The 20,115-nt window shown below is 71.5% G+C and carries 20 protein-coding genes; 8 read left to right on the top strand and 12 right to left on the bottom strand.

Annotation, left to right across the window (positions count from 1 at the left end; all coding sequences use genetic code 11):
- Together KE274_RS02035 and KE274_RS02030 are read right to left on the bottom strand one after the other, a co-directional pair.
- Positions 1–765 carry a LamB/YcsF family protein gene (locus KE274_RS02035; RefSeq protein WP_211540706.1) on the bottom strand — a complete coding sequence of 255 codons (765 nt, stop codon included), beginning with the start codon at positions 763–765 and terminating at the stop codon, positions 1–3.
- Between the two features lie 4 nt (positions 766–769).
- A complete protein-coding gene (locus tag KE274_RS02030) occupies positions 770–2,047 on the bottom strand; it encodes an NRAMP family divalent metal transporter (protein WP_211540704.1) in 1,278 nt (425 codons plus the stop codon).
- Between the two features lie 171 nt (positions 2,048–2,218).
- Between KE274_RS02030 and KE274_RS02025 the strand changes: the two genes are divergently transcribed.
- Positions 2,219–2,875, top strand: coding sequence for a GntR family transcriptional regulator (locus tag KE274_RS02025; protein ID WP_211540701.1), 657 nt, complete (start codon positions 2,219–2,221; stop codon positions 2,873–2,875).
- 22 nt (positions 2,876–2,897) lie between these two features.
- Here the strand turns inward: KE274_RS02025 and KE274_RS02020 are convergent, their stop codons facing one another.
- The 6 genes from KE274_RS02020 to KE274_RS01995 form a co-directional block, all read right to left on the bottom strand.
- Positions 2,898–3,572, bottom strand: a complete 675-nt coding sequence (locus KE274_RS02020) for a TetR/AcrR family transcriptional regulator (protein WP_211540698.1) — start codon at positions 3,570–3,572, stop codon at positions 2,898–2,900.
- 162 nt (positions 3,573–3,734) lie between these two features.
- Positions 3,735–4,733 carry a LacI family DNA-binding transcriptional regulator gene (locus KE274_RS02015; protein WP_307872122.1) on the bottom strand — a complete coding sequence of 333 codons (999 nt, stop codon included), beginning with the start codon at positions 4,731–4,733 and terminating at the stop codon, positions 3,735–3,737.
- Between the two features lie 117 nt (positions 4,734–4,850).
- The gene (locus KE274_RS02010; RefSeq protein ID WP_211540683.1) at positions 4,851–6,287 is read right to left on the bottom strand and encodes a GH1 family beta-glucosidase; all 1,437 of its coding nucleotides are present in this window, start codon (positions 6,285–6,287) and stop codon (positions 4,851–4,853) included.
- Between the two features lie 5 nt (positions 6,288–6,292).
- Positions 6,293–7,183, bottom strand: coding sequence for a carbohydrate ABC transporter permease (locus KE274_RS02005; RefSeq protein WP_211540681.1), 891 nt, complete (start codon positions 7,181–7,183; stop codon positions 6,293–6,295).
- Positions 7,180–8,223, bottom strand: coding sequence for a carbohydrate ABC transporter permease (locus tag KE274_RS02000; protein WP_211540679.1), 1,044 nt, complete (start codon positions 8,221–8,223; stop codon positions 7,180–7,182). The genes KE274_RS02005 and KE274_RS02000 overlap by 4 nt, the downstream gene beginning before the upstream one ends.
- 113 nt (positions 8,224–8,336) lie before the next feature.
- A complete protein-coding gene (locus KE274_RS01995; protein ID WP_211540677.1) occupies positions 8,337–9,644 on the bottom strand; it encodes an ABC transporter substrate-binding protein in 1,308 nt (435 codons plus the stop codon).
- Between the two features lie 161 nt (positions 9,645–9,805).
- On the opposite strand from KE274_RS01995, the gene KE274_RS01990 reads away from it, so the two are divergent.
- From KE274_RS01990 to purQ, 3 genes are all read left to right on the top strand, one after another.
- The gene (locus KE274_RS01990; protein ID WP_211540675.1) at positions 9,806–10,339 is read left to right on the top strand and encodes an adenine phosphoribosyltransferase; all 534 of its coding nucleotides are present in this window, start codon (positions 9,806–9,808) and stop codon (positions 10,337–10,339) included.
- A 62-nt stretch (positions 10,340–10,401) separates the two neighbouring features.
- A complete protein-coding gene (gene purS / locus KE274_RS01985) occupies positions 10,402–10,650 on the top strand; it encodes a phosphoribosylformylglycinamidine synthase subunit PurS (protein ID WP_211540674.1) in 249 nt (82 codons plus the stop codon).
- Positions 10,647–11,354 carry a phosphoribosylformylglycinamidine synthase subunit PurQ gene (gene purQ, locus KE274_RS01980; RefSeq protein WP_211540666.1) on the top strand — a complete coding sequence of 236 codons (708 nt, stop codon included), beginning with the start codon at positions 10,647–10,649 and terminating at the stop codon, positions 11,352–11,354. Before purS ends, purQ begins: the two co-directional genes overlap by 4 nt.
- Before the next feature lie 15 nt (positions 11,355–11,369).
- Here the strand turns inward: purQ and KE274_RS01975 are convergent, their stop codons facing one another.
- Positions 11,370–12,629: a hypothetical protein gene (locus tag KE274_RS01975; protein ID WP_211540663.1), complete on the bottom strand. Its 1,260-nt coding sequence runs from the start codon at positions 12,627–12,629 to the stop codon at positions 11,370–11,372.
- 230 nt (positions 12,630–12,859) lie between these two features.
- Between KE274_RS01975 and KE274_RS01970 the strand changes: the two genes are divergently transcribed.
- From KE274_RS01970 to KE274_RS01960, 3 genes are all read left to right on the top strand, one after another.
- Positions 12,860–13,756 carry an SDR family oxidoreductase gene (locus KE274_RS01970; protein ID WP_249185817.1) on the top strand — a complete coding sequence of 299 codons (897 nt, stop codon included), beginning with the start codon at positions 12,860–12,862 and terminating at the stop codon, positions 13,754–13,756.
- Positions 13,757–13,903: 147 nt separating this feature from the next.
- The gene (locus tag KE274_RS01965; RefSeq protein ID WP_211540661.1) at positions 13,904–15,568 is read left to right on the top strand and encodes a glycoside hydrolase family 13 protein; all 1,665 of its coding nucleotides are present in this window, start codon (positions 13,904–13,906) and stop codon (positions 15,566–15,568) included.
- Positions 15,569–15,647: 79 nt separating this feature from the next.
- Positions 15,648–16,655 carry a LacI family DNA-binding transcriptional regulator gene (locus KE274_RS01960; RefSeq protein ID WP_211540658.1) on the top strand — a complete coding sequence of 336 codons (1,008 nt, stop codon included), beginning with the start codon at positions 15,648–15,650 and terminating at the stop codon, positions 16,653–16,655.
- A 43-nt stretch (positions 16,656–16,698) separates the two neighbouring features.
- Here the strand turns inward: KE274_RS01960 and KE274_RS01955 are convergent, their stop codons facing one another.
- Complete coding sequence (locus KE274_RS01955; protein ID WP_211540655.1) at positions 16,699–18,339, bottom strand: FAD-dependent oxidoreductase; 1,641 nt, start codon at positions 18,337–18,339, stop codon at positions 16,699–16,701.
- 250 nt (positions 18,340–18,589) lie between these two features.
- On the opposite strand from KE274_RS01955, the gene KE274_RS01950 reads away from it, so the two are divergent.
- Positions 18,590–18,856 carry a metal-sensitive transcriptional regulator gene (locus KE274_RS01950; protein WP_211540652.1) on the top strand — a complete coding sequence of 89 codons (267 nt, stop codon included), beginning with the start codon at positions 18,590–18,592 and terminating at the stop codon, positions 18,854–18,856.
- 13 nt (positions 18,857–18,869) lie between these two features.
- Here KE274_RS01950 and KE274_RS01945 read toward each other — a convergent pair whose 3' ends face one another.
- Together KE274_RS01945 and KE274_RS01940 are read right to left on the bottom strand one after the other, a co-directional pair.
- Complete coding sequence (locus KE274_RS01945; protein WP_211540649.1) at positions 18,870–19,496, bottom strand: superoxide dismutase; 627 nt, start codon at positions 19,494–19,496, stop codon at positions 18,870–18,872.
- Positions 19,497–19,517: 21 nt separating this feature from the next.
- A complete protein-coding gene (locus KE274_RS01940) occupies positions 19,518–20,048 on the bottom strand; it encodes a flavin reductase family protein (protein WP_211540646.1) in 531 nt (176 codons plus the stop codon).
- Positions 20,049–20,115 lie beyond the last annotated feature (67 nt).

The raw sequence follows: 20,115 nt of genomic DNA, 5'->3' as shown, positions 1-20,115 counted from the left end.
TCAGGCTCCCGCGAACGGGGCGATCGTGATGCCCTCGGTCTGCAGCAGCCGCCGGGTCTCCGCGGCCATCGCGACCGAGCCGGGGCTGTCGCCGTGCACGCAGATGGACTGCGCGGACACCGCGACGTCGGTGCCGTCGATCGCCCGGATCACGCCGTCGGCGGCCAGCCGCACCATGCGTTCGGCGACCGCGGTGGGGTCGTGCAGCACGGCGCCCTCCTCGGTGCGCGACACCAGCTGTCCGTCCGGCTGGTAGGCCCGGTCGGCGAAGGCCTCCGCGGCCACCGCGAGCCCGGCCTTCTGCGCCACGTCGAGCACCACGCCGCCCGCGAGCCCCAGCAGTACGAGCGAGGGATCGACCGCGCGGATCGCCGCGACCACGTCCTTCGACTGCCGCTCGTCGCGCGCGATGGTGTTGTAGAGCGCGCCGTGGGGCTTGACGTAGGAGACCCGTCCGCCCACTGCCGCCGCGAGCCCGAGGAGCGCGCCGAGCTGGTACTCGACGTGGGCCTGGAGCGTCGCGGAGTCGATGTCGACCTTCGTGCGGCCGAAGTTCTCGTAGTCGCGGTAGCCGGGGTGGGCGCCGATCACGACGCCGCCCGCGACGGCCGCCGCGAGGGTCTCCCGGATGCCCTCCGGGCTCCCGGCGTGGAACCCGCACGACACGTTCGCGCTCGTGACGATGCGCAGCATGCTCGCGTCGTCGCTGACGATCCGGTCGGGGACGTTCTCGCCGAGGTCCGAGTTCAGGTCGATGGTGGCCATGTCGTCACGCTCCGATTCCGAGGAAGGCGAAGATGGGGCCGATCGACACGGCGCCCATGTACCAGGTGAGGGCGGTCACGACGGTACCGGCGATCAGCAGCCACATCGGGTACTTCCGGTCGCCGAGCAGGTCGCGGCGGAACCAGCCGATGTACATGAACACCGTGAGGCCGATCGGCAGGATGAGGCCGTTGAAGCCGCCGACGAACACGAGGATCGCGGCCGGGGCGGTGCCGATCGAGAGGTACACCGCGAGGGACACGACGATGAACGCGACCGTGGCGAGCTGCAGCGGCCAGCCGCCGCGGAGCTTCGCCGTGAAGGTCGACAGGAACGTGGCCGAGGTGTAGGCCGCACCGATGACCGAGCTGATCGCGGCGGCCCAGAAGATCGCGCCGAAGATGCGCAGTCCGGCGTCGCCGAGCACGGCGCCGAACGCCTGGCCGGCCGGGTTCGCGGCCTGCGAGGAGAGGTCGAGCGCGACGCCGGAGGCCACGACGCCGAGGATGGCGAGGAACAGCACGTACCGCATGATGCCGGTGACGAGGATGCCGTTGGTCGCGGCGCGCATCACGGGCTTGGCGTACTGGGGACCGACGTGACCGGAGTCGAGGTAGCGGTGGGCGCCCGAGTAGGTGATGTAGCCGCCGACGGTGCCGCCGACGATCGTGGTGATGGTGGCGAAGTTGAGCTGGTCGGGCACGAACGTCTGCCGCAGTGCGTCGCCGATGGGCGGCTGTGCGATCAGGGCGACCACGAGCGTCATCACGATCATGCCGACGCCGAGGATGATGAGCACGACGTCCATCACCTTGCCGGCCTTCTTCACCAGGAAGATGATGATGGCGAGCGCCGCGGTGAGGGCGCCGCCGAGCTTGGCGTCGATGCCGAGCAGCGCGTTGAGGCCGAGGCCGCCACCGGCGATGTTGCCGATGTTGAACGCCAGGCCGCCGATCACCACGAGCACGGCGATCACGTGGCCGGAGAAGGGGATGGCGCTGTTGGCGAGCTCGCCGGCGCGCTTGCCGGAGGAGGTGATCATGCGCCAGATGTTCAGCTGCACGGCGATATCGACCAGGATCGACACCAGGATGGCGAAGGCGAACGCGGCCCCCATCTGCGCCGTGAACGTGGCCGTCTGCGTGATGAAGCCGGGGCCGATGGCGCTCGTGGCCATAAGGAAGATGGCGCCGATGACGGCGCTGCGCCCGGCGCGCTTCTTCGCGTGGGCGGCGCGGGCTTCGTCCTCGGGGGAGAGGGAGGCGGTGGACTGCTCGGACATAGGGGGGTCCCATCGTCGTTGGTGGGTGTCGGGTGACCCCCAGTGTAGAACGGACAGGGCTCGATTGTTCAACAATCATGTTTCCGTCGTGCTACAGCACGATTGCCGTCGTGTGATTCCTGCGGCCCCCCGATCCACGGCCGCCGCCCGCCCCGCACCTACGATGAAGGCATGAACCCGCAGGGCCCGCTCGCCGACGTGCTCCGTCAGCGCATCATCGACGGCGACTTCGCCCCCGGCTCCCGCCTGTCCGAATCCGCGCTGGCCGACCACTTCGAGGTGTCGCGGAACACCCTCCGCGAGGCGTTCCGCGTGCTCGCGGAGCAGGGCCTGGTGGAGCACGTGCCGCACCGCGGCGTCTCCGTGGCATCGCCGTCGATCGCCGACGTGATCGACATCTACCGCGCCCGCCGCGTCATCGAGTGCACGGCCCTGCGCCAGTCCGAACCGGAGCACCCCGCGGTGCAGCGCATGAGGGAAGCGGTCGCGTCGGCCGAGGCCGCCGTGGCCGGTGTCGCGCGCGACGATGCGGCCGCGTGGCGCACGGTGGGCAGCGCCAACATGGCGTTCCACGTGGCGCTGGTCGACCTCGCCGACAGCCCGCGCCTGGCCCGCACGTACCGCAACGTCGCGGCCGAACTGCGCCTGGCGTTCCTGAAGATCGATGACCCGCGGGCGCTGCACGAGCCGTTCGTGCGCAAGAACCGCGCCGTGCTCGACACCTTCCTGAGCCGCGGCGCGGAGGCGGGGGCCGCCGAGCTGGAGCGCTACCTGGTGCAGTCCGAACGGGTGGTGCTGGGCGCGTTCGGGCGCATGCACCTCGACTGACCGCGACGCCCGAGCCGCACGATCAGTCGGATGCCTCCGCGGGGCGCAGGGCCGCGGTGGCGCGTGGCCGCGGCTCCCCCGTGGGCGCCGGCACGTCGAGCGGCATCGGTTGTGCGGGCTCGGGCAGCCCGTACCTCCGGTGCAGCCACCGCCGCGCCTCCTCCAGCGGGTAGGTGTCGCCGTAGACGCAGTACTTCACGAACACGCCCTCGAGCGTGCTGCGGAGCATGACCTCTTCGAGCCCGGGGTCTTCGGCGCCGCGCGCGCGGAACACGTCGCGCACGGCATCCTCGGCCGCGGTCGCGGCGTCGGCGTGACGCTGCTCCGACTCGGCGAACAGGCGGTGGGTGGACGGCTGCTGCTGCATCGCCAGCACGGCGCGCTGCAGCGGCATCGCGAAAGCGGTGGCCATGAGGGCGCCGTCGATGATCGCGGCCAGCATCTCGTCGGGAGTGCCGTCCACGCGCGCGAGCTCGAGGACGGTCTCGAACCAGCGGTCGATCACGGCGGCGACCAGTTGGTCCTTCCCGCCGAAGTGGTAGTTGACGAGACCCTGCGCGACGCCGGCGCGCGAGGTGATCTCGGCGATGCTGGCACCCGCCACGCCACGCTCGCTGAAGACCGCGATCGCCGCCTGGAGGATGTTCTCTCGGGCGCGTTCGCGGGCCTGGCGGTTCTGCTCGTCGGTTCGGGCCATGCGGCGACCACCTCCCGGGGGCTAACCAGAATATCGCCGCGCCGTGTAGCGTGTACGTTGAACGCCTGTTCAGTTCATGCGTTCGTGTGGGTTCGCCCATCACCCGACGCACGGGTGCTTCCCTGGCCATGAGGGGGCGTCAGGGCCGCACCCGTGCGCGCGTCAGGCCGAGCCGCGCACCACGAGCTCGGTCGGCAGGATCGTGGTCTGCGGCGGGTCCTCCCCCGCCAGCCGCGACAGCAGCACGCGCGCCATCGACTCGCCCTGCGCGTACATCGGCTGCCGCACGGTGGTCAGCTGCGGATCCGTGCTGACCGCCACCGAGGAGTCGTCGAAGCCGACCAGCGCGATGTCGTCCGGCACCCGCACGCCCGCCGCGCGCAACGCCGTCAGGGCACCGCGCGCCATCAGGTCGCTCGCCACGAAGATCGCATCGGGCCGACCGGCCGCCAGCAGGCGTCGCGCCGCCTCGGCCCCGCTCGCCTCGCTGTAGTCGCCCTCCTCCTCGCCGAACGGCGTGAGCCCGGCCTCCGCGAGCGCGGCGCGGAAACCCTGCACGCGGTCGGTCGAGGAGATCATCGACAGCGGGCCGGAGATGGTCGCGATGCGGGTGCGCCCGATGTCGATGAGGTGCTGCGTGCCCACGCGCGCCCCGGCCACGTTGTCGACGTCCACCACGTAGTCGCCCGCGCTGCGGCGCACCGGCCGCCCGCCGAACACCACGGGCACGGCGTCGGCGATGCGATCCACGAAGGCGTCGCTCGCGTGGTGCGACACGATGAGCGCACCGTCGACGCCGCCGTTGCGCACGAAGCTCGTCATCTTGTCGCCGGGATCATCGCTCGCGATGAGCAGGTTGAGCAGGTAGTCCGAGCTGCCGAGCGCCCCCGTGATGCCCGCGACGATGGCCGCGAAGAACGGGTCGCCGAAGAACCGCGTGGTGTCCTCCGGCACGATCAGCGCGATCGCGTGCGTCTGCCGCGACGCCAGGGAACGCGCCGCCCGGTTGGGCACGTAGCTGAGCTCGTCGATCGCCGCGCGCACCGCCGCGAGCGCCTCCGGGCTCACCGCCGTCGATCCGTTCACGACCCGTGACACGGTCGACCGCGAGACCCCCGCCGCCGCCGCGACCTCCTCGATGGTCGCCCTGGGCGTCATCACCGCACGCTCTCTTCCATGGCCCTATTGTCATCCACACGGCACCCCGGCCGCCCGCCGACGCGTTCCGGTACGCGCGAACGGTCGAGTCCTCGCCCCGGGCCCGGGGCGCACACGAGCTCAGAGCGAGCGGGCGGCGATGATGCGACGGTACTCGTGCGCCGAGTCCTTCAGGCTCCGCTCCTGCGTGTCGTAGTCGACGCGCACGATGCCGAACCGCTTGTCGTAGCCCCAGGCCCACTCGAAGTTGTCGAACAGCGACCAGTAGAAGTAGCCGCGCACGTCCACCCCGGCCTCGACCGCATCCAGCACCGCCTCCAGGTGCAGGCGCAGGAACTCCGTGCGGTCGGCGTCGTGCACGCGCGTGCGGCCGTCCTCCACCACGGGCTGGTCGTCGTAGGCGGCACCGTTCTCCGTCACGTACAGCACGGTCCCGGCGGGCTCGGCGTACTCCGTCCAGATGCGGCGCAGCAGCCGGGTCAGCCCCTCCGGCTGCACCTCCCAGTGCTGCGCCGTGCGGGGCAGCCCGCGCTCGACCGCGTGGATGCCCTCGCTCGACGGATACGGGCTGCGCGTGGGACGGGAGGTCGCCGGACCCTCGACCTCCGGCGTGTCGGCGGGCGCGGGGGCCGTGCCCGAGACCAGGTCGCCGTGGTAGTAGTTCACGCCCTGCGTGTCGATCGGCTGCGCGATGGTGGCGAGGTCGCCGTCGTGCACCGCGGCCTCGAACCGCGCCACCGCCTCCGGGTCGACCGCGCGGATGTCCTCCACGACGTCCGCGGGGTAGGCGCCGCGGTAGATGGGGTCGAGGAACCAGCGGTTGAACTGCCCGTCCACCCGCCGCGCAGCGTCGACGTCGGCCGGGTTCTGCGGATCGGCGGGGTCGGCCACGGTGTGGTTGAGCGTGATGCCGAGGTTGAGCGACGAGTCGCGGCCGCGCAGCTCGCGCACCGTGGCGCCGTGGGCGAGCAGCAGGTGGTGCGAGGCGAGCAGTCCCTCCGCGATGCTGGTGTGCCCCGGCGCGTGCTCGCCGCCCGTATAGGAGAGGAACGACGAACACCACGGCTCGTTCAGCGTGGTCCACACGTTCACGCGGTCGCCCAGCGCGTCGTGCACGGTGCCCGCGTACTCCAGGAAGCGCGAGACGACGTCGCGGTTCGTCCAGCCCCCGTTCTCCTGCAGCGCCTGCGGCAGGTCCCAGTGGTACAGCGTGAGCCAGGGGAGGATGTCGGCGTCGAGCAGCTCGTCGACCAGCCGGCTGTAGAAGTCCACGCCCGCCCGGTTGACCGCCCCGCCGTCCGGCCGCACGCGCGCCCACGAGGTGGAGAACCGGTACGTCTGCAGTCCCAGGTCGCGCATGAGCGCCACGTCCTGCGGGTAGCGGTGGTAGTGATCGCACGCCACGTCCCCGTTGTCGCCGCCGACCACGGCACCGGGCTCGCGCGAGAACGCGTCCCAGATGGAGGCGGTGCGCCCGTCCTCGAAGGCGGCGCCCTCGATCTGGTAGGCCGCCGTCGCCGCGCCGAAGAGGAAGTCCGAGGGGAAGGCACGCGTCATAGGGGTCATCCTTTCACCGCGCCCGCCATGATGCCACTGACCAGCTGCCGGCCCGCGGCCACGAAGAGCACGAGCAGGGGAAGGGTCGCGAGCACCGCACCGGCGAGCACGATCGAGTAGTCGATGTAGTAGCCCGACTGCAGCTGGCTGAGCGCCGTCTGCAGGGTCGGGTTCTGGGGGGAGAGCACGATCAGCGGCCACAGGTAGTCGGTCCATGCCGTCATGAACGTGAACAGCCCGAGGATCGCCATCGCCGGACGGGCGGCGGGGACGCCGACCGTCAGGAAGGTGCGGAACTGCCCGGCGCCGTCCATACGGGCGGCCTCGATCAGCTCGTCCGGGATGACGTCCACCAGGTACTGCCGCATGAAGAACACCCCGAACGCGGTCACGAGCGTGGGCACGATCACCGCGCCGATCGTGCCGGTCCACCCCAGCTCGCGCATCAGCATGAACAGCGGGATGATGCCGAGCTGCGTCGGGATCGCCATGGTGGCGATCACGAACACCATGAGGCCGTCGCGGCCGCGGAAGCGCAGCTTGGCGAACGCGTAACCGGCGAGCGTGGAGAACGTGACGACCGACAGCGTGATGATCGAGGAGATCAGCACGGAGTTGCCGAGCGCGAGCCAGAACGGGATCGCGTCGAACACCTTGGCCGCGTTGGCGAGGAAGTTGCCGCCGGGGACCAGCGGCAGTGTCTCGCCCCGGGTGGCGTTCGTGCCGCTCGCCACCACGAACGACCACCACAGCGGGTAAGCACTGCCGAGCACGAACGCCGTGAGCAGTCCGTAGGTGAGGAAGCCGGGGCGGCTGCCGATGCCTGCCGTGCCGGACGCCGCACCGCGACGGCGGCGGATCCGCTCCGGGACGCTGAGGGCCTGGGTGGCGGTCATCGTGCCTCCTCCGTTGCGGTGGTGCGGGCGCGGCGTCGGGCCGCGCGGTTCCTCGGGGCGTCGCCGGTGGAGATGCGCCGCGAGATCAGGAAGTTGATCAGGCCGATCCCCACGATCAGCAGGAACAGCAGGATCGCGACCGCCGACGCCTCGCCGAGGTTGCGGCGGAAGAACGCCAGCTCCCACAGGAACAGCACCGTGGTCTGGAACTGCCGGTCGCTGCCGCCGATGCCGCCCGCGGTCGAGACGTCGAACAGCCGCGGTTCGGCGAAGATCTGCAGGCCGCCGATCGTCGCGGTGATGATCACGAAGATGAGCGTCGGGCGGATGGTGGGGATCGTGATGGAGAAGAACCGCCGTGCCGAGCCGGCGCCGTCCAGCGCGGCGGACTCGTACAGGTCGCGTGGCACGGCCTGCATCGCCGCCAGCAGGATGAGGGCGTTGTAGCCGGTCCAGCGGAAGTTCACCATCACCGCGATCGCGATGTGCGAGAGCACCGTGTCGTGCTTCCACTGCTGGTCGGCGATGCCGATCAGGTTCAGCAGGTTGTTGGCCAGGCCGTCCGCCTCGTTGAAGATGCTGGAGAAGATGATCGCCACCGCGACCGGCGTGACGACGAACGGGATCAGCACGCTCATCCGCCAGAACGTGGGTGCACGCAGCCCGCGGTCCAGCAGGTAGGCGATCAGCAGTGCGACCGCCAGCTGGGGGATCGCGGAGAGCAGGAAGATGCTGAGGGTGTTGCGGATCGAGTTCCAGAACATCCCGTCGCCGAGGATCTCGACGAAGTTGCCGAGTCCCACGAAGTCACCCTCGCCCTTGAGCAGGTCCCACTCGTGCACCGCGACCCACACCGTGTAGAGCAGCGGGAACAGGCCGACGAGACCGAACAGCAGGAAGAACGGCGAGATGTAGAAGTACGGGGAGGCGCGGTGGTCGAACCGCGAGAGGCGGTGACGCCACGACGACGCGGGCGCGGCGTCGGTGCGGGGGCGCGGCGGCGGCGAGGCCGTTGCGGCGCGCTCGTGCGTGAGGGTCATGAGTCTTCCTCGAGTCGGGCGGGCGCCCTTCGTCTCGCTTCGCACGCTCAGGGACCGGGAACCCGGTTCCCGAGCGAGGAGCGGAGCGACGAGACGAAGGACGCCCGGCGGGGTCAGCCGACCAGCTCGTTCAGCAGACCGATGGCCTGGTCCCAGGCCCCCTGGGTGTCGGTCTCCCCGCGGTCGAGGCTGCTCAGCGCGGGGCCGAACACGTTCTCCTGGATCACGGAGTCGTCCGCTCCCTTGAACTGCGCGACCACGCCCTTGGCGCGCTCGGCGAGGATCGCCCCGGTGGGCGCGTCGTTGAAGAACGCGTTCGGGGTGGCGTCGGCGGCCAGGGTCTCCTGCGCCTTCACCGTGGAGGGGAAGTTGCCGGCCGCGGCGGACTGCTTCACCTGCTGCTCGGGCTGCGTGAGCCAGTCGGCCAGCTCGGCCGCCGCCTCCTTGTGCTGCGAGCTCTCGGGGATGGAGAGGAACGCCCCGCCCCAGTTGGCCGCGCCGCCGGGGAACACGTCGGCGAAGTCCCATCCGGTCGAGGCGTCGCCGCCGCCCGCCTCGATCTGCCCCTGCACCACGCCGAGCATCCAGCCGGGGCACACGAACGTGGCGAACGTGCCGTCGACGAACGACTTGCCGCCGTTCCAGTCCCATGCGGTCTGCGCGGCGGACTGGCCGCCCTCGGTCGCCGCGCCCAGCAGCTCGAAGCGCTGCTTGAGCTCCTCGTTGCCCTCCACGTTGAGCTCGCCGTCGGCGGTGTAGTAGCCCTCGTCGAGCTGGTTGACCATGGCGTTCCAGACGAAGCCGGAGTGGTCGTACCACGCCTTGCCGGTCGCGGCGGTGTAGTCGGCGCCGACCTGGAAGTAGTTCTCCCAGTCGCCGTTCAGCAGTTCGGCGACGGACTCGCGGTCGCTCGGGAGGCCGGCGGCCTCGAACGCAGCGCCGTTGTAGCAGATGCCGCTGGGGCCGATGTCGGTGCCGTAGCCGATCACGCGGCCCTCGGCGTCGGTGGCCTGGCCGTACTTCCAGTCGACCCAGTCGTCCTTGCGGTCTTCGATGCCGTAGTCGCGCAGGTCCACGAAGGTGTCGGACACGTCCATGATCGCGCCCAGCCAGCCCTCCTCGATCGCGACGATGTCGCTGAGGCCGGAGCCGGCGGCGATCTTGGTGAAGGCGTCGGTGCGGGCGTTGCCGCCGGTGTCGATGTTGGTGGCCTCGATCTTCACGTTCGGGTGCGCCTTCTCGTACTCGTCGTAGAGGTCGTCGTAGCCGAAGGTGCCGAACGTGGTCACGGTCAGCGTGATCTGCTCGCCGGCGTCGCCGCGGTCTCCTCCGGTGCTGCCGGAGCAGCCGGCGAGGGCGAGGGCGGCGACGGATGCCAGGGCCGCGGGGGCCAGGATCCGGGTGCGGGCACGTGTGTTCACGGTTCACTCCTTTGTGCGGGATCGTGCGTGGTGGTGCATGGGAAGTCGTGGGAGCGCTCCCACGAACTTCGGTGAACTCTATGGGAGCGCTCCCACGACTGTCAACCCCGCTCGACCCCACCCGTTTCCCCGCAGCCGTCGACCCGGCGTACCCTTGACCGGTGCCCGAAGCCACCCTGTCCCCCGCCCTCACCCGCGCCGCCTCGCTGATCCGCAGCATCCCCGACTACCCGGAGCCCGGCATCGTCTTCCGCGACATCACGCCGCTCCTCGCCGACGCCGAGGCCCTCCGCGTCACCACCGAGGCGATCATCGAACCCTTCGCGGGACAGTTCGACGTGGTCGCCGGGATCGAGGCGCGGGGCTTCATCCTGGCCGGAGCCGCGGCGATCGCCGCCGGGGTGGGCCTGATCCCCATCCGCAAGGCCGGCAAGCTCCCGCGCCCCGCCGCCTCCGTGGACTACGCGCTGGAGTACGGCACCGCCACCATCGAGATGCACGACGACCTGCCCGCCGGCTCCCGGGTGCTGCTCATCGACGACGTGCTCGCCACCGGCGGCACCCTCGCCGCGGGGCGCCAGCTCGTCGAGCGCCTCGGCAGTCACGTGGCCGGGATCTCGGTGCTGTTCGAGATCGACGGCCTCGGCGGTCGCGAGGCGATCGGCGACCTGCACACGGTCTTCCACTCGGCGTGAGCCCCTCCGGCCGGGGCAGTAGACTGGTCCCGCCCGTCCACCCGCGACTCCCGGAGCCGTTCATGCCCACCATCGTCGTCGACGTCATGCCCAAGCCCGAACTGCTCGACCCCCAGGGGAAGGCCGTGTCCGGCGCATTCGCCCGCCTGGGCGTGGAGGGCTTCACCGACGTGCGCATCGGCAAGCGCTTCGAGCTCACGGTCGAGGGCGAGGTCACCGACGAGGTGCTCGCCGAGGCGCAGCGCCTCGCCGACGAGGTGCTCTCGAACGCCGTGATCGAAGACGTGGTGGGCATCGAGGTGGCCGAGTGACCACGCGCATCGGGGTCGTTACGTTCCCCGGCTCGCTCGACGACGTCGACGCGCAGCGCGCCGTCCGGCTCGCCGGTGCCGAGCCGGTCGCGCTGTGGCACGGCTCGCACGACCTCGAGGGCGTCGACGCGCTCGTGCTGCCCGGGGGCTTCAGCTACGGCGACTACCTGCGCGCCGGAGCCATCGCCGCGCTCTCCCCGATCATGACCGAGGTGAAGGACGCCGCCGCCAAGGGCATGCCCGTGCTCGGCATCTGCAACGGCTTCCAGATGCTCGTCGAGGCGCACCTGCTTCCCGGCGGCCTCATCCGCAACAACCACCAGCACTTCGTGCGCCGCGACCAGCGCCTCACGGTCGAGAACGCCGACACCGCCTGGACCAACGCCTTCCGCTCCGGCCAGGAGATCGTCATCCCGCTGAAGAACGCCGACGGCGGCTACATCGCCGACGAGCAGACGCTCGACCGCATCGAGGGCGAGGGGCTGGTGGCGTTCCGCTACGCCGGCGTCAACCCGAACGGCTCGCTGCGCGACATCGCGGGTCTGACGAACGAGGCCGGCAACGTGGTCGGACTCATGCCGCACCCCGAGCACGCCACCGAGCCCGGCTTCGGGCCCGACACCGCGGTCGCGATGCGCAGCGGCGTCGACGGTCTGGGCTTCTTCGCGAGCGCGATCGCCGCGGTCGCCCGGGTCGCCGCGTAACGCCTCCCCGCCGCGTCAGGTGGAGGGCAGCGCGAAGGGGTTGTCCCCCGCCGCGGCGAGCAGGTACCACGCGGTCGTCCCGGTGTGCAGGCTCGCGTAGTACAGGTCGCCGAAGCCCGAGTCGAGTCCGTCGGTCGAGGTCGCCACGATGCCCTTGCCGTCGCCGTTCTCCGCGTCGCGCTGCGCCAGCCGGATGTCGGCGAGCAGGTCGTCGGCCTGCGCCGCATCCCCGGCCGCACCGCGGAGCTTCAGCGCCAGGGCCAGGTGCCCGCTCCCCTCGAACCACACCTTCGACACGTCCACGTCGCTGATCGACGGACCGCGGTACGGGCCGTCCGTGGCCATCAGGTGCCCGAGCGTCCAGTCCACCGCCGCGCCGTAGCGGGCGTCTCCCGTGCCGAGCCCGCTCCACGTCTGCGCGTCGAGGGGGACGGGGTGGGTGTTGACGGTGCTGCCGTCGAGCAGGGTGCCGGTGTCGACGTGGCCGTCCGCGCTCTGCATCGCCGCGACGAAGGCCGCCGCCACGGCAGAGCGCTGCGCCCACACCGCGTCGCCCGTGAGCTGGGCGAGCTGGGCGAAGAAGCCGGCGACGTCGGCGTTGTGCTCGGTGGACTTCCACTCCAGCACGGCACCCGTGTCGGTCTGCCCGCCCGTGTAGCCGTAGGGGGCGCGGGTCGTGTCGGCGGTGTTGTCCTGGATCCACTGCGCCGTGCGCAGGGCGCCGTCGAGGTACTTCTGCTCCCCCGTCGCGTGGAACAGGCGCGCGAACGCCATGCCCACCCACGCCTGGTTGCCGGTGAAGCTACCCGGACCGGTGATCTCGACCCGCCCCTGCCGGATGCCGTGGGGCTCGTACGACGCCCGCGTGCGACCGTCGCCGATCGGATCCTCGTCCTGCACGAAGAGGAGGGTGTCGCCGATGGCCCTCGCGCGGCGCAGGTCGTCGGGCAGCCCACGGGCCGTGTAGGCGATCACCACGAGGGCGTCGTCGTACACGAACGAGGGCGTGAAGTCCCAGGTCGGCAGATCGGTGAAGAAGCCGCCCTGGTAACTGCGCGGCAGGCAGTGGCCCGCCCCGTCGCAGAACTCGTCGACCCGGGCATCGAGGAACTCGTAGGCCAGGGCGACCGATGCCGCAGGGTCGGCCGTCACGTCTCCTCCGCTCTCGGCGCGCGGGCTGCGGCTATCGGACATCGCGGGCGCCGCACCGATCAGCACGGCCGCGGCGACCAGGGCGGCGACGGCGGTCAGCGGGGCGGCACGACGAGCGGACACGACGCGAGCGGGGCCCGGTCGGCGCGGGGAACGGGACGGAGCGGGGGGCACGCTACCGAATGTGCCAGATGGCGACACGCCGGTGAAGTGCCTTTCGTCCACATCTCGCGTGCGATATGGCGAGCCGTGCGCGCGTATCAAAGGCGAAGACGCCGTGCAAGGCGTTTGCGACCGGTCGGGGCCGGTCGCACGATGGGGGGCCTGTCCACGATCCCCCGGAAAGGACGACCATGTCCCGCGACCAGTACACCTTCACGAACCCGGCCGAGCTCTACGCCGACATCCAGCCGCAGAAGCAGCACCTGCCGGAGCCGGGCCTCGACGCCGACCTGACCCCGAAGGCCGACCTCGGCGAGGACACCTACCGTGGCACCGGGCGCCTCACCGGGCGCAAGGCGCTGATCACGGGCGGCGACTCGGGCATCGGCGCCGCCACCGCGATCGCGTTCGCCCGCGAGGGCGCCGACGTGGCCATCTCCTACCTGCCCGAGGAGGAGGAGGACGCCAGCCGCATCGCGGGCATTCTCCGCGAGGCGGGAGCGACCGTCGCCACGATCCCGGGCGACCTGCGCGACCCCGAGTACTGCCGCACGCTCGTGGCCGAGGCGGTGGCGGCGCTGGGCGGGCTCGACATCCTCGTCAACAACGGCGGCAAGCAGGTGTATCGCGAGTCGCTCACCGACCTGACCGACGAGCAGTTCGACGACACCTTCAAGACCAACGTGTACGCCATGTTCTGGATCACGAAGGCCGCTCTGCCGCACCTCCCCGCGGGCTCGACCATCATCAACACGACGTCGATCCAGGCCTACTCGCCGTCGGACATCCTGGTCGACTACGCCTCGACGAAGTCCACGATCAACGCGTTCACGAAGGGCCTCGCCCAGCAGCTCGCGCCGAAGGGCATCCGCGTGAACGCGGTGGCACCCGGGCCGATCTGGACGCCGCTGCAACCGAGCGACGGCCAGCCGCAGGAGAAGATCGCGCAGTTCGGTCAGGACACCCCGCTCGGCCGCATGGGGCAGCCCGCCGAACTCGCCCCCGCCTACGTGTTCCTCGCCTCGCCCGAGTCGAGCTACGTGCTGGGTGAGACGCTGAACGTGAACGGCGGCATGCCCACGCCGTGACACCGGCTCCCCGCCCGTCCGGGTGTCGGCGACGGCACCCGGACTGGCGATGGAAACACTCCATCGCGGACCGGGGATCCGTGGCTCTCCGAACCGATTCGATCCGCACGGTGGTGTGAGTGTAAGCGTTTGCAGTAGCCTGTTCGCATGGCACAGCTCGAACAGTTCGCAGCCCCCGGTTCCGAGTGGTGGCGCAGCGCCGTCATCTACCAGATCTACCCCCGCTCCTTCGCGGACGCCTCGGGCGACGGCATCGGCGACCTGCCGGGCATCACGCGCCGCCTCGACGCCCTTCAGGAGCTCGGCGTCGACGCGATCTGGCTGAGCCCGTTCATGACGAGCCCGCAGCGCGACGCCGGCTACGACGTGGCCGACTACCGCGGCGTCGACCCGCTGTTCGGCACGCTGGCCGACTTCGACGAGATGCTCACCGCCGCGCACGACCGCGGCATCCGCGTGATCGTCGACCTGGTGCCCAACCACTCGTCCGATCAGCACCCGTGGTTCCAGGCCGCCCTCGCGGCGGGGCCCGGCAGCCCGGAGCGCGCGCGCTACATCTTCCGCGACGGCAAGGGCGAGAACGGCGAACTGCCGCCCAACAACTGGGAGTCCGTGTTCGGGGGCGGCATGTGGCAGCGCGTCACCGAGGCCGACGGCACGCCGGGCCAGTGGTACCTGCACATCTTCGACGCCACCCAGCCCGACTTCGACTGGAACAACGAGGAGGTGCAGGAGGAGTTCCGCTCGATCCTGCGCTTCTGGCTCGATCGCGGCGTCGACGGTTTCCGGGTCGACGTGGCCCACGGCATGATCAAGACCGAGGGACTGCCCGACTACACGCCGCCCACCGACGCCGACTCCATGGGCGGCGGCGAGTCGAACGTCCCGTACTGGGGCCAGGACGGCGTGCACGAGATCTACCGCGACTGGCACCGCGTGCTCGCGGAGTACGACGGCGACCGGGCGCTGTGCGGTGAGGCGTGGATGCCCACCCTCCAGCAGACCGCGCTGTGGGTGCGTCCCGACGAGATGCACCAGACCTTCAACTTCCCGTACCTGATGACGGAGTGGGACGCGAAGGCCCTGGGCGACGTGATCCGCGAATCGCTCGACGAGTTCGGTGCCGTCGGCGCCCCCAGCACGTGGGTGCTCTCGAACCACGACGTCGTGCGGCACGCCTCGCGCCTCGCGCTCACGGCCGAGAACCCGCAGGGCGAGGGCATCGGGCCGAACACCCCCGACAAGCCCGACACCGCGATCGGCCTGGCCCGCGCCCGCGCCGCGACCACCCTGATGCTCGCGCTCCCCGGCTCGGCCTACCTGTACCAGGGCGAGGAGCTCGGACTGCCCGAGGCCATGGAGATCCCGGACGAGTTCCGGCAGGACCCCACGTGGTTCCGCACCAACGGCAAGCGCTACGGCCGCGACGGCTGCCGCGTGCCCCTGCCGTGGGAGGCCGAGGCGCCCGCGTTCGGCTTCAACGACACCGGGCTGTCGTGGCTGCCGCAGCCGGCCGACTGGGCCGCGTACGCGCGCGACGTGGAGGAGGTCGACCCCGCGTCGACCCTCGCCCTGTACAAGCGCCTGCTCGCCGGCCGCCGCGACTACGGCTTCGGCACCGGTTCGCTCGTGTGGGAGGACGCGGGACCCGACGCGGTGGCCTTCCGCCGCGGCGACGTGCACGTGCTCGCCAACCTCGGCACCGAGCCGCTCGACCTCCCGGCCGACGCACTGATCGTGCTGCGCAGCCAGCCGTTCGACGGCCCGGCCCTCCCGGTCGACACCGCCGTCTGGTACACCACCGCGGCCTGATCCCACGCGTTCCCGTCACGGTCGCACCGGCGGCGCCCCCGCCCGTGCGACCGTGGCAGGACCGGACCCAGGAGGACCCATGGCGAGCATCGACGAGGTCGCCCGGCTCGCGGGCGTCTCCACCGCCACCGTCTCCCGCGCCCTCAGCGGCCGCGGGCAGGTCTCGGAGTCGGCGCGCGAACGCGTGCGGGCGGCGGCGCAGTCGCTCGGCTACGTGGTGTCGTCGCGCGCCTCGAGCCTCGCCTCCGGGCGCACGCGCAACGTGGGCGTGGTGGTGCCGTTCCTCGACCGCTGGTTCTTCAGCACGGTGCTGTCGGGGGTGTCCGCCGCGCTGATGCGGGCGGGCTACGACATCACGCTCTACAACATCACGGCGGACGAGGACGTGCGGCGGCACGTGTTCGACACGTTCCTGCGGCGGCAGCGCGTGGATGCCGTGATCGCCGTGTCGATCGAGCTCGACGAGGACGAGACGCAGCAGCTGCTCGACCTCGGGCTGCCGGTGATCGCGATCGGGGGCCCCAACCCGAAGCTCGACACGCTCACGGTCGACGACGTCGCGGTGGCGCAGCTCGCCACGGAGCACCTGATCGGGCTCGGCCACACCGACATCGCCCACATCGGCGCGAACCCCGAGTTCGACATCGACTTCCACATCCCCACCAACCGGCGCCTGGGTTTCGAGCGGGCGCTCGCGACGGCCGGGATCCCGCTGCAGCCCGCGTTCCTGGAGCCGGCGGACTTCACGGTCGAGGGCGGGTATCGCGCCGCCAAGCAGCTCCTCGGACGGCCGGGACCGCGCCCGACCGCGGTGTTCGCCGCGTCGGACGAGATGGCGATCGGCGCACTCCTCGCGGCACGCGACCTCGGTTTCCGGGTGCCGGAAGACCTGTCGATCGTCGGCATCGACGGCCACGAGCTCGGCGAGTTCTTCCGGCTCACCACGGTCGACCAGTTCCCGCTCGGGCAGGGCGAGCGCGCGGCCGACGCGGTGCTGGCGAAGCTGACGGACCCCGAGGTCGCACACCCTCCGGCCGCGCTGCCGTTCGAGCTCAACGTGCGCGGCACCACCGCGCGCCTGGTCTGAGTCACCGCGCCAGGACGAGCCCGCGAGCGACCCCGGTGCGGGCTCAGGCGACCGCGGAGGCCGTGCCGTCGCGCCAGGTGCGGTAGCCGCCGTCGAGGTTGCGCACCGAGCGCCCGTGCTGACGCAGCAGCCGCGTGGCGATGTGCCCGCGGAGCCCCACCTGGCAGTGCACCACGAGCGGGCCGGGCGGCAGTTCGTCGAGGCGGTCGCGCAGCTCGTCCAGCGGGAGGTTGGTCGCGCCGGGAATCGCCCCCGCCGCGTGCTCCGCGGGTGAGCGCACGTCGATCAGCGCGGCCCCCGACCGCACGGTCTCGTCGAGCTCGTGCCACTGCACCGTGGGCGTGGTGCCGGTGCGGGTGTTCTCCGCCACGTAGCCGAGCAGGTTCACCGGGTCCTTCGCCGACCCGAACTGCGGGGCGTAGGCGAGCTCGAGCTCGGCGAGCCCCGTGGCCGTGACCCCCGCCTGCATCGCGGTCGCGATCACGTCGATGCGCTTGTCCACGCCGTCGCGCCCCACCACCTGTGCGCCCAGGATGCGGTCGCTCGCGGGGTCGGCCAGCAGCTTCATCGACAGCGTCTCCGCGCCGGGGTAGTAGCCCGCGTGCGACCCGGGGTGCACGTGCACGGCGAGGTACTCGCGACCAGCGGCACGGAGCTGTCGTTCGCTCCAGCCCGTCTTGGCGAACGCGAGCCCGAACACGCCGACGATGCCGGTACCGGCGGCCGGTCGTGCGGACGCCTCCCTGCCGGCGATGAGGTCGGCCACCATGCGGCCGTGCCGGTTCGCGAGGCCCGCCATCGTGACGAGCGCGGGACCGCCACCCACGAGGTCGTCCTTCTCCACGCCGTCGCCCACCGCGAACACGTCGGGAGCACTGGTGCGGCAGGCCTCGTCCACCGCGATGCCGCCCGTCTCGCCGAGACGGAGGCCCGCGGCCTGCGCGAGTCCGACCTCGGGCACCACGCCGGATGCGTCCACCACGAACTCCGCCGGCACGACGCTGCCGTCGCTGAGCGTCACGGCCCCCGGCGCGGAGGCGGTGACCTCGACGCCGAGCCGTACGTCCACGCCGTGCGCTCGCAGCTCCTCCGCGAGCGGCGCGGCCATCTCGGGGTCGAGCGGCGTGAGCAGCTGCCGTCCGCGCTGTACGAGGGTGACCGTGGCGCCGCGGGCGACGAGGTTCTCCACGGCCTCCAGCCCGGTGTACCCGCCGCCGACCACGACCACGGGCAGCCCGGGGCGCAGCGTGGCGTGGATCGCGTCGGCGTCCTCCACCGTGCGGAGACTGCGCACGGGCACGCCCGCGTGCGGCTCGTCGCGGCGCGGACGGGCTCCCGTGGCGAGCACGAGGCGGTCGTACGCCTGGCGCACGCGCTGCCCGTCCGGACCCTCGACCTCGACGATCCGCAGGTCCGTGTCGATGCGGACGACCTCGTGGCGCACGCGCACGTCGAGCCGGAAGCGGCGGTGCAGCGATGCCGGGGTCTGCAGCAGCAGCGCGTCGCGGTCCTGGATCACCCCGCCCACGTAGTACGGCAGGCCGCAGTTGGCGTAGGACACCTCGGGGCCGCGCTCGAACACGATGATGCGGGCGGACTCGTCCAGCCGGCGCAGGCGGGTGGCGGCGGACATCCCGCCCGCGACGCCGCCGACGATCACGACCGTGAGGGGCGCGGCGCTCATCGGCCGAACAACCGGGAGAGCAGGCCGCCGGCGGGCTTCTCGTCGGCGTGACCGGCGCACCAGTCGGCCCTCGGCACGGACTGGCGCACGGCGTCGACGTGCTGACCGCACCCCGCCCAGGTGGTCTTTCCGCAGGTTCGGCAGCGGACGGCTCGGCACATGGGTGACTCCTCTCGATACCCCGGTGGGTATCCATCACTATACCCCCGGGGGTATAGTGGACTTCCCAGCCGACGATCAGGGAGACCCGATGCCCACCACCGATGCCGAGACGCAGCGCAAGATCGCCAACCGCCTCAAGCGCGCGCAGGGCCAGCTCGGCGCCGTGATCGCCGCCGTCGAAGCGGGCGGCGACTGCCGTGCGGTCGTCACGCAGCTCGCCGCCGTCACCTCCGCGCTCGACAAGGCCGGCTTCCAGATCATCGCCACGGCGATGAAGGACTGCCTCGCCGAGCCCGAGGAGGAGAACGGCGTCTCCCTCCCCGAGCTCGAGAAGCTGTTCCTCTCGCTCGCCTGACGCGGGAGCGATCTCAGGCCGGGACGATGAGCCCGGCGGTCGCCGAGCGCGCGGCGTCGAGACGACGCTGCACGTCGGGCCAGTTCACCAGCTCCCAGAACGCCTTCACGTAGTCGGCGCGCACGTTGAGGTAGTCGAGGTAGTAGGCGTGCTCCCACACGTCGAGCTGCAGCAGCGGGGTCACGCCGAGCGGCGCGTTACCCTGCTGGTCGAACAGCTGGAAGATCACCGGACGGGCACCCACGGAGTCCCACGCGAGCACGGCCCAGCCCGAACCCTGCACACCCAGCGCCGTGGCCGTGAAGTGCGCGCGGAAGCCGTCGATCGAGCCGAAGCCGTCCGCCAGCGCCGCGGCCAGCTCGCCCTCGGGGTTGCCGCCGCCCTCGGGCGACAGGTTCTGCCAGAACACCGAGTGGTTGATGTGGCCGCCCAGGTTGAAGGCCAGGTCCTTCTCCAGCTTGTTGACGTTCGCGAGGTCGCCCGCCTCGCGCGCCGCGGCGAGCTGCTCGAGCGCCGTGTTGGCGCCCGTCACGTACGCCTGGTGGTGCTTGGAGTGGTGCAGCTCCATGATGCGGCCGGAGATGTGCGGCTCCAGCGCGGAGTAGTCGTAGGGGAGCTCGGGGAGCGTGTACGCGGTCATGGGGGTTCCTTTCGGGGGTGGTCAGACGGCGGGGTCGTGCGGAAGGGCGTGGAACCGGCGGTCGAGGTACACGAGCGGCCGCGCTGGCCGCCCGGTGAGCACCTCCAGCACCTCCGCGATCACGACGGTCGACGAGCCGACCGGCACGGTCTGCAGCGGACGGCACTGCAGCGCGACCCGCGCCTCGGGCAGATGCGGCTCGCCCGTCGGCAGCGTCGTCCAGCCCTGCTCCGGGGTGAACCGCTCGGCGCCGCTCACGGCGAAGCTCTGCGCGAGGGCCGAGTGCTCATCGTCGATCAGGTGCACCACGAAGGTCGGCGCGGCCAGGATCGCCCCGGCGCTTCCCGTGGCCCTGGTCACCGAGAACACGATCGCGGCGGGGTCGACCGCCACGGACGACACGCTGGACGCGGTGAGGCCGACCGGGCCGTCGGGGCCCTGCGCCGTGATGATCGCGACCCCGGCGGGGTGCGTGCGGAACGCGGCCTTGAGGCCCTCGCCCACGGCGGACGGGACGGGGGCGGCGGGGTGCGGGCGGGGGTCGACGGTCATGCGGGGAACTTCCGGGTCACCCCTCCACCGTAAGACCTCAAGTGCACTTGAGATCAAATCGAGCCCG

Source organism: Microbacterium paraoxydans, from assembly GCF_018224615.1.
In the GTDB taxonomy this organism is placed as follows: domain Bacteria; phylum Actinomycetota; class Actinomycetes; order Actinomycetales; family Microbacteriaceae; genus Microbacterium; species Microbacterium paraoxydans_B.
This window is presented reverse-complemented; position numbering and strand designations above follow the sequence as displayed.

Excerpts from the sequence above, each read along its gene's own strand:
- KE274_RS02035 (WP_211540706.1), bottom strand. The coding sequence starts at position 765 with ATGGCCACCATCGACCTGAACTCGGACCTCGGCGAGAACGTCCCCGAC.
- KE274_RS02010 (WP_211540683.1), bottom strand. The coding sequence starts at position 6,287 with ATGACGCGTGCCTTCCCCTCGGACTTCCTCTTCGGCGCGGCGACGGCG.
- KE274_RS01940 (WP_211540646.1), bottom strand. The coding sequence starts at position 20,048 with ATGACCGTCGACCCCCGCCCGCACCCCGCCGCCCCCGTCCCGTCCGCC.
- KE274_RS01945 (WP_211540649.1), bottom strand. The coding sequence starts at position 19,496 with ATGACCGCGTACACGCTCCCCGAGCTCCCCTACGACTACTCCGCGCTG.
- KE274_RS01955 (WP_211540655.1), bottom strand. The coding sequence starts at position 18,339 with ATGAGCGCCGCGCCCCTCACGGTCGTGATCGTCGGCGGCGTCGCGGGC.
- KE274_RS02020 (WP_211540698.1), bottom strand. The coding sequence starts at position 3,572 with ATGGCCCGAACCGACGAGCAGAACCGCCAGGCCCGCGAACGCGCCCGA.
- KE274_RS02005 (WP_211540681.1), bottom strand. The coding sequence starts at position 7,183 with ATGACCGCCACCCAGGCCCTCAGCGTCCCGGAGCGGATCCGCCGCCGT.
- purS (WP_211540674.1), top strand. The coding sequence starts at position 10,402 with ATGCCCACCATCGTCGTCGACGTCATGCCCAAGCCCGAACTGCTCGAC.
- KE274_RS02000 (WP_211540679.1), bottom strand. The coding sequence starts at position 8,223 with ATGACCCTCACGCACGAGCGCGCCGCAACGGCCTCGCCGCCGCCGCGC.
- KE274_RS01950 (WP_211540652.1), top strand. The coding sequence starts at position 18,590 with ATGCCCACCACCGATGCCGAGACGCAGCGCAAGATCGCCAACCGCCTC.
- KE274_RS02025 (WP_211540701.1), top strand. The coding sequence starts at position 2,219 with ATGAACCCGCAGGGCCCGCTCGCCGACGTGCTCCGTCAGCGCATCATC.
- KE274_RS02030 (WP_211540704.1), bottom strand. The coding sequence starts at position 2,047 with ATGTCCGAGCAGTCCACCGCCTCCCTCTCCCCCGAGGACGAAGCCCGC.
- KE274_RS01960 (WP_211540658.1), top strand. The coding sequence starts at position 15,648 with ATGGCGAGCATCGACGAGGTCGCCCGGCTCGCGGGCGTCTCCACCGCC.
- KE274_RS01970 (WP_249185817.1), top strand. The coding sequence starts at position 12,860 with ATGTCCCGCGACCAGTACACCTTCACGAACCCGGCCGAGCTCTACGCC.
- KE274_RS01965 (WP_211540661.1), top strand. The coding sequence starts at position 13,904 with ATGGCACAGCTCGAACAGTTCGCAGCCCCCGGTTCCGAGTGGTGGCGC.